The 12,009-nt window shown below is 45.6% G+C and carries 10 protein-coding genes; 7 read left to right on the forward strand and 3 right to left on the reverse strand.

Annotation, left to right across the window (positions count from 1 at the left end):
- Positions 1-249: 249 nt before the first annotated feature.
- Together AAFP11_RS00895 and AAFP11_RS00900 are read right to left on the reverse strand one after the other, a co-directional pair.
- Positions 250-873: a hypothetical protein gene (locus AAFP11_RS00895; protein WP_341732315.1), complete on the reverse strand. Its 624-nt coding sequence runs from the start codon at positions 871-873 to the stop codon at positions 250-252.
- A 257-nt stretch (positions 874-1,130) separates the two neighbouring features.
- Complete coding sequence (locus AAFP11_RS00900; protein WP_341732316.1) at positions 1,131-1,457, reverse strand: YbjQ family protein; 327 nt, start codon at positions 1,455-1,457, stop codon at positions 1,131-1,133.
- A 153-nt stretch (positions 1,458-1,610) separates the two neighbouring features.
- Here AAFP11_RS00900 and AAFP11_RS00905 point away from each other — a divergent pair, with 153 nt between their 5' ends.
- The 7 genes from AAFP11_RS00905 to AAFP11_RS00935 all read left to right on the forward strand — a co-directional run bounded on the left by AAFP11_RS00905 (position 1,611) and on the right by AAFP11_RS00935 (position 11,325).
- Positions 1,611-2,711, forward strand: coding sequence for a tetratricopeptide repeat protein (locus tag AAFP11_RS00905; protein ID WP_341735308.1), 1,101 nt, complete (start codon positions 1,611-1,613; stop codon positions 2,709-2,711).
- 325 nt (positions 2,712-3,036) lie between these two features.
- Complete coding sequence (gene crtO, locus AAFP11_RS00910) at positions 3,037-4,734, forward strand: beta-carotene ketolase CrtO (RefSeq protein ID WP_341735309.1); 1,698 nt, start codon at positions 3,037-3,039, stop codon at positions 4,732-4,734.
- A gap of 205 nt (positions 4,735-4,939) precedes the next feature.
- On the forward strand, positions 4,940-6,034 hold the full coding sequence (locus AAFP11_RS00915; RefSeq protein ID WP_341735310.1) for a saccharopine dehydrogenase NADP-binding domain-containing protein: 1,095 nt from the start codon (positions 4,940-4,942) through the stop codon (positions 6,032-6,034).
- A 100-nt stretch (positions 6,035-6,134) separates the two neighbouring features.
- Positions 6,135-6,482 carry a hypothetical protein gene (locus AAFP11_RS00920; protein WP_341735311.1) on the forward strand — a complete coding sequence of 116 codons (348 nt, stop codon included), beginning with the start codon at positions 6,135-6,137 and terminating at the stop codon, positions 6,480-6,482.
- A gap of 268 nt (positions 6,483-6,750) precedes the next feature.
- The gene (locus tag AAFP11_RS00925; RefSeq protein WP_341735312.1) at positions 6,751-7,272 is read left to right on the forward strand and encodes a hypothetical protein; all 522 of its coding nucleotides are present in this window, start codon (positions 6,751-6,753) and stop codon (positions 7,270-7,272) included.
- Between the two features lie 307 nt (positions 7,273-7,579).
- Entirely contained in the window at positions 7,580-8,914 is a 1,335-nt protein-coding gene (locus AAFP11_RS00930) for a hypothetical protein (protein WP_341735313.1), read from the forward strand.
- A gap of 524 nt (positions 8,915-9,438) precedes the next feature.
- Positions 9,439-11,325, forward strand: a complete 1,887-nt coding sequence (locus AAFP11_RS00935; RefSeq protein ID WP_341735314.1) for a PAS domain S-box protein — start codon at positions 9,439-9,441, stop codon at positions 11,323-11,325.
- Between the two features lie 356 nt (positions 11,326-11,681).
- Here AAFP11_RS00935 and AAFP11_RS00940 read toward each other — a convergent pair whose 3' ends face one another.
- Positions 11,682-11,999: a hypothetical protein gene (locus tag AAFP11_RS00940; RefSeq protein WP_341735315.1), complete on the reverse strand. Its 318-nt coding sequence runs from the start codon at positions 11,997-11,999 to the stop codon at positions 11,682-11,684.
- Positions 12,000-12,009 lie beyond the last annotated feature (10 nt).

Raw genomic sequence — 12,009 nt, forward strand, 5'->3', positions numbered from 1 at the left:
GTTCCCTACTCGTTCCCAGGCTCTACCTCTACTCGTTCCCAGGCTCTACCTCTACTCGTTCCCAGGCTCTACCTCTACTCGTTCCTAGGCTCTGCCTGGGAACGCATTTCTTGAGGCTCTGCCTCTCTTTTTTTTTCGACGAGGCAGAGCCTCTGGATCTGCGTTCCCAGGTAGAACCTGGGAACGAGAAACCTGGGAACGATAAATTTTCGAGGGAAAATGCGCAATTCCCAAGGCCCGAACTCCATCTTAAGAGTGAGTGCGGGGAGTGCGCGCGCCAGCAGATGCTCCAGCCATTGACGCCACTAAACCCAACAGGGAACCGAACAAAAACGACCAGCCAGCTTTCGCAGCATTACCAGCAATATCGCGAGCATTCTGAGCGGTAACGTTAGGTGCTTGGTTAGGTAAATCCACCCCGCCCTGCTGCGCTTGATTAATCGCTTCTCCCGCATTAGCAGCAACTACTCCAAAAGTACCTGCTACTCCATTTGCTAACAGCCAAGAGCCAATTGTTAAGGTAGTCGCCCACAAAATTGCTCCGTTCAACAGCGCTGTGTTGCGGTTCATTGGCCCGCAAGCGCGAGCAGTTACCCAACCGCCAAGGCCCAAGCTAATTAATAAACTGATTATTGACCAGATTCCGACGCCGGTACCGACGCTGCCGGCTATACTGCGGGGAGCTCCTGAATTAGCAATGTTACTCAAGCCGATCGCGGCACCCAAAGCACTTAATACCAATTGCGAGCCGATCGCAATTACCAAACCTGAAAAAATCGGACCCCACCGGACTCGATCGTGGTATTCCATCACTGAATTCACCACAATTGGTTCGGCAACAATGTTATCTACAGGTCTATTTGCGTATGCCATAGCTTTTTCTTTTCTTGTGTTTGTTTACATTTGATAGCTGGATTTTTTTTAACAGCATTCCCTACAAATATTGATTGTTGCCCAGATGGATAGAAACTATATCTGCCTAGGGAAATAACCAGTATCTATGTCTCAAGAAATAAACGAAAAAGTCATTAGCCCTCAGTCCACAGCTAATAGCTATTAGCTAAGGACTAATGACCAATGACTAATCGATCCAGTTAAAAAAATTTACGGATGTATAAAGAAAGGACTGCTTAGCGCAGTCTTACCGCTGTCCCAACAGCAGTAATCAGCAGCAAAGCCCCCTTGGCGTCTACATTAATCGTGCCGGTGTCAATTTCCACCCCGATTACGGCGTTTGCTCCCAGCCTCTGAGCTCGTTGTTCCAGCTCTGCGAGGGCATCTCGCTGTCCTTTGAGGAAAACTTCCTCGTAACTGCCGGTGCGCCCACCAATGATGTCCCGAATGCCCGCAAAGAAATCTCGCAGGGCATTGGTGCCATAGACCACCTCAGCAGTTACAATTCCCAGGTAAGATTGGACTTCCGATCCTTGAATGACATCAGTTGTTGTTACAATCATCTGTTGGCCTCGATCGCGAATATTTTGAGTTTGTCTAGTTCTGTAGATTTACTACATCTGGTCCCTCAAACATTCCTGGTTAATCCTCAGTTGTCTGTTTAGCAAACGGATACTAATTCGCTCTTTCCTTCCACCACACACTCTTTGAAACAAATGGCCGTGTACAAACAAAGTCTCTTGGTATTCAGTACGTTGTTGCTAGCGGGATTTGCTGTCTCCGCGCCACTGCGAGCACTCTGTGCGGAAACTTCTGTTCAAGTCAATCCTGAAAATAATTCTAATTTGGACGCTTTGCTGCGAAAAGGGCGCGAATTAGTCGATTTGGGAGAATACGGTAAGGCGATCGCCATTTATGAGCAAGCAGCCCGTTTAGATGGTGAAAACCCGCGTATTTTTTCCGGTATTGGTTATTTAGAAGCACGTCAGGGCAACTATCAAGCAGCAGTTGAATTTTATCAACAAGCCATCAGTCTCCAACCCAACAATCCCGACTTTCAATACGCCCTAGGATATGCGATGGCGAATTTGCAAAACTATCGGGCCGCTGCTACCGCCTACCGCCGCGCCGCCCAACTCGATCGCAAAAATGTGAATGCCCTGATCGGTCTGGGCGTGGTACTCTTTCAGCAACAAGATTACAGTGGCGCTTTTAAAGCCTACCAACAGGCGATCGCCATCGAGCCTAAAAGTTGGCAAGCTTATTCTTCCATGGGTTTAGTATTAATCCAACAGGGCAATTTTTCCAGTGCCGTTGACATCCTCCAGCAAGCCGCTAAACTCGCTCCCAAACAAGCCAGCGTACAGTTAAAATTAGGTACTGCTTTACTGCGTAATGGCAACACAGCCGAAGGGCTGGCCGCTTTTGAAGAAGCTGCGAAACTAGAGCCTCGCAATCCCGATGTGCAGTTAGAAATCGGCGAACTTCTCAAAGGTCAAAACGACTTAGACGGAGCCCTTGTAGCTTATCAGCGGGCTGTGGCGGTGCGACCAAATTTAGTGCAAGCACACGCTGCGATCGGGGAAATTCAACTGCAAAAACAAGATTTCTTAGGAGCGATTATCACTTTTCGGCGCGTCATTCAGCTTGAGCCTAACAGAGCCGAAGCTTATTATAATTTGGGTACTGCTCTCCAAAGGCGCGATCGAACATCCGAAGCAGTTGAAGCTTTTCAACAAGCCCTCGATAATTATCGCCAGCAAGGTAACAATGATGGTGCAAAAAAAGCTGAGGCAGCCTTGCAACAAGTTAAGTAATTAGTTACGAGTTATAGCCTTTCTCAGTTAGGTGAGTTACAGGCGTTCTGGGTAATGGGGAACCCCCCCTAGCCCCCCCAAGGGGGGAAGGGGGATGGGCATAAGGCATTACTAATTACCAATTACCAATTACCAATTACCTATTACCAATTACCTATTACCTATGATATAATGCAGTCGCTCTCACCATGCAGTTAATATAGGCTGCATCTTTTGTCAGATACTAAAACTATTCTCCAAGATTAATCTATTTCTCCTGGTAGAGTTGGTGAAACTGTTAAGATTTGTAAAATGAGCAAAATATCCCATTCTCAGAGCTTCATCTATGCAAACCTATGATGTGATTATCATCGGAGCAGGTCATAACGGACTGGTCTGTGCATCTTATCTCCTCAAAGCCGGATATACCGTCCTCCTGTTAGAAAAACGTTCGGTTCCAGGTGGTGCCGCAACTACTGAAGCTGCGATTCCCGAATTGCCGGATTTTAAATTCAACCTGTGCGCGATCGACCACGAATTTATCCATTTAGGGCCTGTCGTAGAAGAATTAGAACTGGAAAAATACGGTTTAGAATATCTTTACTGCGATCCAGTTGCCTTTTGTCCCCATCCCGACGGCAAATATTTCTTAGCGCACAGTTCCGTAGAAAAAACTTGTGCTGAAATTGCCCGCTACAACGAGCGCGATGCTAAAAAATATGCCGAATATACCGATTTTTGGCAACGAGCGTTAAATGCGATGATTCCGATGTTTAACGCGCCGCCAAAGTCGATTGTAGATATTGCGGGTAATTATAATATTGCCAAACTCAAAGATTTATTTTCAGTCATCGGTTCCCCAGACAAAACCCTGGACTTTGTACGCACGATGATTACCAGCGCTGAGGACATTCTCAACGAGTGGTTTGATGAGGAATTTCTGAAAGCACCCTTAGCCAGACTCGCCGCAGAACTAGGCGCTCCTCCATCCCAAAAAACCATTGCCGTTGGTGCCATTATGCTGGCAATGCGTCACAATCCCGGCATGGCAAGACCGCGCGGAGGAACGGGTGCATTAGTCCAAGCACTACTCAATTTAGTGAAAAGCTATTCGGGTGTGGTGCTCACCGATCAGCACGTCGAAAAAATATTAGTGGATGATGGCCGCGCTGTCGGAGTTCGAGTTGCCAACGGCACAGAATATCGCGCTACCAAAGGTGTTATTTCTAATATTGATGCGAAGCGTTTGTTTTTGCATTTAATGGATGATAGTGATGTCGATGCTGCTGACCCGAATTTGCGGGAAAGATTGGAGCGTAAAATTGTGAATAACAATGAAACTATTCTGAAAATAGATTTAGCTCTCAATGAAGTACCCAAGTTCGATCGCTGGAATCATCGAGACGAATATTTAATGGGTTCGGTGTTAATTGCCGACTCGGTGAAACACGTTGAAATTGCTCATACCGAGCCTGCTATTGGCAGAATTCCCGATTCGGACCCCTCGATGTACGTGGTGTTTCCGACGGTACGAGACCCGTCAATGGCTCCTCCCGGACACCATACAGCTTGGATTGAATTTTTTGCTCCTTACCAGATCGAAAATGCTGAGGGAACGGGCCAGCACGGTACGGGTTGGACGGATGAGCTGAAAAACAAAGTTGCCGATCGCTGTATTGACAAATTGGCAGAATATGCACCCAATATCAAGAGGTCTATTATCGGCCGTCGGGTGGAAAGTCCGGCGGAATTGGGAGAGCGTTTGGGGGCGTTGAAGGGAAATTATTACCACGTTGATATGACGCTGGATCAGATGATATTTTTCCGCCCTTTACCGGAGTTGGCGAATTACAAAACGCCGATCGATGGTTTGTATCTCACCGGGGCCGGTACCCATCCGGGCGGCTCAATTTCGGGGATGCCGGGGCGCAACACGGCTCGCGTTTTCATGCACGCACAGCAGCCAATCGCCCAGACTTTGGCGGATGCTGCTAATTCTTTGAAATCGACTGCTAAGTCGGTGTTTGGCGGGAATGAGAAGTAAGCTTTTTAGCAACCGCAGATAAACGCAGATGGGCGCAGATGAATCACATCTGCGTTTTTTTTTACTGATTTATATAGTTCCTAAATTTTAGTGCTTCCAGCCTAGGTTATTTTCACACTCATCTATCGCAAATTCATACTTTGTGTAGATGCAAACCATCACCTAAAATTCAAATACTCATATTACCGTTACCCATTTTTGAGCAATGGCAAACCGAGTTTTGATTATTGGAGGCCGGGGACGAATTGGCAGCAGCGTCGCCCAAGACCTTGTTACCCATACCGATGCCGAAATTACTGTGACTGGACGGGAAGCTGAAGGCTCCATAGGGGATGGATGGCCGCCGGAGCGGGTGCAGTATTTGCCTTTAAATATTGCAGACAGTACAGTTCTGCGAGAAGCAGTTTCATCCTCTAACCTGGTCATTCACACCGCTGGGCCTTTTCACTACCGAGATGCGAGTGTACTGAAAACTTGCATAGAAGCTGGTGTTAATTATACGGATGTCAGCGACAGCCGCAGTTTTACTCGCCGAGCGTTAGACTTGCGCGAAATGGCTAAAAAATCGGGGATTACTGCGATTATTAATACGGGAATTTTCCCTGGTATTTCTAATAGTATGGTTCGCCGAGATGTGGAGGAGTTAGATACAGCGGAACATATTCATTTGAGTTATGTAGTTGGCGGTTCTGGTGGTGCTGGTGTCACCGTTATGAGAACCACTTTTTTAGGTTTGCAAACACCTTTTGATGTTTGGAAAAACGGTAAGTGGCAGCAAGTTCAACCCTACACCGATCGCGAAATAATTGAATTTCCACCACCCTACGGCAAAACAGGGGTTTATTGGTTCGATATGCCGGAAGTTATGACTTTGGCAGAAACTTTTCCCGTCAACACAGTTATTACTAAATTCGGCACTTTTCCTGACCTTTACAATCATCTTACCTGGTTTGTTGCTAAATACTGGCCCCCTAGCTGGCTCAAAAATAAAGGAGTGATTGAATTTCTGTCCTATGTTAGTTATGGGATGACTGGTGTTACTAATAGTTTTAGTGGGGTTGGGGTGGCGGTGCGATCGCAAGTGAGTGGCATTAAAAATGGCAAACCAGCTCAAGTTTGCTCCATCGCCCTACATGACAATGCTGCTGCTGCTACGGGCATCGGTACTGGTAGCATCGCTCAATTAATTTTAGAAGGCAAATTGACAAAACCAGGGGTTTGGTCTGTAGAACAAGCCCTTTCTACGGAGCTATTTGAACGATCCATGGAGAGCCGTCACCTCAAAATCGATCGAGTTTGATGGGTTAATCTATCTTCAGATAGAAGTCAGTGTAGCAATCAGCGTCTTACTATAATTGCTAGCACAATAACTAATTCTTAAAATACCAGGAGAAATTGACATGAAGCGCGTTTTAAAAACTTTGGGACAAACATTAGGTCGCTGTATTTTTTTGGGTTTGATGCTGGCTTTAATTGGTTTAGCTGTAGTACCCACTCAAACTGCTCGCGCAGCAGGCATCTATAACAATCAAGTACCACAAGACGCTAAAATTACTGACCCGGCAGAAAAATTTGAGGATTTGAATCCCCAAGCAGCTTATGATGACATCGTGAAAGCTGCTCAAAATCCTGCAAAAGTAGAGCAGGTTTACGAAGAAAGCTTGGATGAGTACAAAGCAGAGCATCCAGAAGAAAGTTTAGTGGAAAAAGCTGAATATTTTATCGAAAAGGTCACGGGGAACGAATAAATTAACAAAAGTTAATCATCGGGCATGGGGCACCGAGCATCGGGAAACCCCACAATAAGTGTCGGTTGTAGGCGAAGTCTAGAACCCTCTAAATCCCCCACCTCCCACCAAGGGGTGAGGGTTGTTTCATTCTGGGATTGACATGAAATTATTACCCATAGGCAGAGTAGACAAATGAGTAGAACCAGCCTTAAGGAAGATGAATAAATAGCGGTTTTTCAACTAGATTTAGTGATAGTTAGAGTGAAAGAAAAAGGAAAAAAATATCATGGCAAATAATGAAAAATCTGTGAAACAACCTGATGCCAACCTAGACCCGATTTCCGGGGAAACCGGAGCACATCCAGTGGGAACTGGTATCGGTGCGGCAAGTGCTGGTGCTGCGGGTGCTGCGATCGGCGGTGCTGTCGGCGGACCAGTGGGAGCTGTTGTCGGGGCTGTTGTGGGCGCGTTTAGCGGTGGTTTGGCGGGTAAAAGTGTGGCTGAAGCGATCGACCCTACCGTAGAAGATGCTTATTGGCAAAATAACTACACTTCTCGCCCTTACGCAGACACCAGCACTACTTACGAAGATTATCAGCCGGCCTACCGCACTGGTTATGAGGGATACAGCCGCTACTCCGGTACTGGTAAGAGTTTCAATGAACTCGAAGACGATTTGCAGCGCGATTACGAAACCAATCGTGGTAAGTCTCATTTGCAGTGGGAAAAAGCTAAGCACGCTACGCGAGATGCTTGGGACCGGGTGGAACGGGCTATTCCTGGAGACATAGATAAAGACGGCCGCTAAGGGCGATCGCGAGTATTTCGGTTTTTAGGTGTACATTCTTTGTCACACAAGTTTAGCCAAATTATGCGAGTTTTAAACCCCTCTCTGTTTCAGGGAGGGGTATTTTTAAGCTTAGTTAAAAAAAGATTTTTTGGGCAAGATGACGACACAATTAGCACTATAGCAATTCTAAATCATTTGTGAATTTCTTGCTCCCGGACCTTAATAAGGGGAGGGTTGGGGTGGGGTAAAAAACTTGCGACTCCTGCAAGGATTACTATATCATTAAACTAATTCAGAACAGACAGTTCAAACATAGGTATAACTTGTGAAAGAATTATTGGCACAAGCTTGGACTCTCAAGCAAAATTTAATTGACTTTGTACTGGAAGCTGAGGGAGAGTTGGCGGTAGCTTTGGAAGCTTATGTTGCCGATCGCTCTTCGCGGGAACGCTATGATATTGCTCATCAAAATCAAATAATTGACAGCTTTACAGTAGAAGGTAAAGTTGGAACAAAAACGCCGATCGACCTGTTTGTCGCCAGTCAGTCAGATTTAACCGAGGGCGATCGCAATTTACTAGACAGTTGGCTGCACAGAAGCTTCACAGGCTTGTTTGAAATCAGTCAAATTGCCCCCGATAGCCTGGAACTAATGAATTGGTTGACGGCCAAACACTACACTGTCCAACCCAACAGTCCTACTTTTGAGCAAGAAATATCTCGGTTTAAGTTGGGAGACATTTTGCTAACTCGCATTGCACCTCTGACAGATAACTCCTGGATACTATCGGGCCCTCCCATACCGATGGGGAAATTGGGTAAGCCGAAATTGGCAGTGGCGATCGGCAATTTTAAGCAGAATTACAAAAATCATCTCTACAGCGATGCGCCGGAATTGTTAGAGCAAGCTTGGAGTTCCGTAGAACAGTACCACAAGGATTTTACGGATTTTTTTGGTAGCGATGAATTGACTCTATCGGGATATCATCTCAATAAAAAACTGGCAGAATTTCAGGAAGTAATTACTAAAAAACGCTTAACTGACGCAGGCTTTGACGAAACCAAGTCTCTCGCCGAGATAGTGGAAGATGCGGGAATGGATCGAGAACAAGTCAAAGCAGCAGCGATCGCAGCCAGCGGTGCCGATGCCAAAGTAGTTGAAGTGGCGATCGACAGTAATGCTAACTCAAAAATGGTCATGCCTAAAGTCGAATTGCCCGATCGCTTCAAAAAGGCCGAACAGGTGACAGCACTTTCTCATCCCCGCTGGGGCCAAACATTTTTATCCACCTATACTCAATTTACCGCCATCCTAGCAGCAGCAGAATTTGCTAGCATCCCCGATGCGCAAAAGTTGGTTCGCAACTATTTAGAAGATCCAGCCATTAATGCTGGGATTTGGCATCGGCTAGCTAAATTTGACTCTGCAAAATTAGAACAAGTGTTGCAAACATTTTTGGAACGGCCTGATTTTCAGATCGATCGGGATTTAGAGCCCTTGCTGCAAGAATTCAAAAAACCCTTAGAACCAGAATTGCCGGAAATAGCCAGCGTTCCCCAGCACCTGCACAATTTATTCCAGGAAGCTTTAGGCGAAGTCAATAAGTCAAAATCCAAGCCCCAGGACAAAAAGAAAACCTCTAAGGGCTTTAAATCCTGACCGCACAAAGAAACACCAGCCCCAGGGTTTAGACAGAGGGATAATTCCGCGGCGGCTTCACTTTGTTACCGCATCAGGACTTACGCACAGCAACAGCATCTATAGCAATCCTAAATAATTTGTGAACTTCTTACTCCCTCCCCTTAGTAAGGGGAGGGTTGGGGTGGGGTTAAAAATTTGTGACTCCTGCAAGGATTGCTATATATCATGGCCTTTGGTGGGGGGTGATCCCCCGTGATTGTCCCGATCCCTGGGCATTCTACGTAAGTCCTGTTACGATTTTGTGATTCAGGTGGAATTCAAGCTTGAACAATCACAACTCTTCTCCGTAATTTAACGGAGCCAAATATTTTTTTGAGCGATCGAACCGATTGTCAATCTGTATCATCCCGGACAGATTAGTATCGTAATTGCATCTCTAGGGCTGATTTTCAAGATTTGTTTCTATTGCCACTTGACTCAAATTAGTTGCTATGATAGTCCCTATAATCAAAAAATAATTCTCATAAATTTCCACAACTACAATGATGCAAAATGTCTTTAAACAGTTGCAACACTTGCAGGGAAAGATCGCGCAACTACCTCTAGAGCAACAACAGGTTTTAGCCAGCAATTTCCAGCAATTATCCGCATCTTTACAAGAATTGGCTGCGGAGTTTGAGTCGCTTGTGTTGTTGAAACAAGCCGAAGCAAAGTTAGAAAGAATTAATAGTAATTTAGAAATAAAAGTTACCCAGCAAGCTGCTAGCATCAGAAATTTAGAGCAGCAGTTAGAAAGAAGCCAAATGCTTTACCAAAGGGTAACTCAGGCACTCACCAAAGGAGAAGCTAGACTACAAACTCTCCTGCGAAATTCTTCCGACTTAATCACAATTATAGAAGCAGACGGACGGATTCGAGAACAAAGTTCCATCGCATTAGAGCGGATTTTAGGCTACAAACCAGAACAAAGAATTGGCGAATCGCCAGAGGATTTGCTCCACCCAGACGATGTACCTATTTGGCAAGCATATTTTGCCCAATTACTCAAACAGCCAGGGATTGCACCGCCTGTAGAATATCGGAAACGCCACGCTAACGGTTCTTGGGTGTATTTAGAAGTGATTGGTAACAATTTACTTCACGATTCCAGTATCAACGGCATAGTCATCAATTCCCGCGATATCACAGAGCGCAAGCTCTCCGCCACAGCCCTGGAAAAATCGCAAAAGCAAATCGTTAATATCTTAGAAAAGATTACCGATGGTTTTTTCACCCTCAATAGCAATTGGCAGTTTACCTACGTCAACCAAAAAGCAAAGCAGTGCTGGCAAAAAAACCGCGAACAACTTATAGGTAAAAACATTTGGGAGGAGTTTACCGACACAGCAGACAGGAAAATTTTACAGCAGTTGTACATTTCAGTATCTGACCATGTTAATCTTCAATTTGAAACCTATTATCCGCCACTAAATGCTTGGTTTGAAATCGAGAGTTATCCGTCTGACGAAGGTGTATCGGTGTTTTTTCAAGATATAAGCGATCGCAAAAAAGCCGAAGCAGCCCTGCGAGCATCAGAATCCCGCTACCGTATTATATCGCAAATTACCTCCGAGTTTGCCTATGCTTTTAAAGTATTGCCAGATGGTACTTGGATCTGCGAATGGATGACGGAAGCGGTGACTAATATTACGGGTTATACTAAAGAAGAAATCAGAACTTCCGGCGGTTTACAATTCCACTGCATTCATCCCGACGATGTAGAAATGTTATTGGAACAAATGCAGTTTCGTGCATCGAGTGGCAAGGAAGTTAGCGAGTATCGAATTATCACGAAATCTGGTGAAATCCGGTGGATTTGGGATTTTCGGCAAGTGATGTGGGATGAAGTAGAAAAGCGTGTTGTGGGCATTTATGGTGCTTGTCAGGACATCACCAAACACAAATTAACCCAGGCTAAATTGTGCGAAACCAATCAAGTTTTACAAGGTTTAATTAAAGCTTTGCCCCTACCCGTTGTCGGGGTTGATACTAATGCCTTGGTGAAGGTGTGGAATCCGGCAGCGGAGCGAGTTTTCGGCTGGAAAGAGTCTGAGGTTTTGGGGGAGCTGTTGCCCATTATTGCTAGCGATCAAAACGTAGATTTTTATGCCATGTTTCACTCGGAATTGGCGGGGGAAACTCAAGTTGCTAGGGAATGTCGGCGACGGCGGAAAGACGGCTCATCCATTGATATGTGTCTGTGGACTGCACCGATGCGAAATGCTCACGGTTTGATTTCTGGGAGTATCAAGATATTTTCGGAGATTTCCGAAGCAAACGGCAAGGAAGAAAATGTCGGGCGATTGCCATCTCGCAAAGATAGACTAGAGCCATTTTGGGCCCGTTATGTCAACCTGCCTACGGGAATTAAAAACTTACAAACAATTTGAAATTTTTGTGAGGTGGGCTATAATCTTGACCCAAATCTTGTAGGGTTGGCACGGGTGCATCTGTGTTTTGCAAATATATTCGTAGGGGCGAATCATGACCGCTGTAAATCTCTGGTTATCACTAATAAATTGTCTGCGGTCATGCTAGAGCATCGTACAAAATCGGGATGCTCCCGTTGGCACTCCTAGGGCGTGTTTTCAAACTACTCCTTAAGATTTAGATCCCCCTAAATCCCCCTTAAAAAGGGGGACTTAAAGACTCTTTCCCCCCCCTTTTTAAGGGGGGCTGGGGGGGATCTTTGGGTTTGAAAACACGCCCTAGCCCGTGCCTCGCATCAAATTTGAATAGATATAGTTCACTCTTTGACTTGTCGAACAGCCATTCGTTGTAGCGGCAGACTGAGGATGCTGGAAACAGTTAACAAGTAAGAAAGAACCGTCGTCAGCTTTAGGGTGGCAAACAACCAGTGGTCTTCTGACAGGGGCATCTTGAGCCCTAGGACTGAGATGGAGTAGACTATAGAGTACAGAAAACTCATCTTCATCAGCATTTCTTCATTTAATGTGCGATCGTCCGTGGGCCCAGAGTGGCGATCGCCCAACAGGACTAGACCGGCAATAGAAGCGACAAAAGAAACCATGACCAGATAGTCGTGCAGGCTAAGCTCAACCATTTTCAAACTT

It is taken from the genome of Microcoleus sp. CAWBG640 (assembly GCF_020883015.1).
Taxonomy (GTDB): Bacteria; Cyanobacteriota; Cyanobacteriia; order Cyanobacteriales; family Microcoleaceae; genus Microcoleus; species Microcoleus anatoxicus.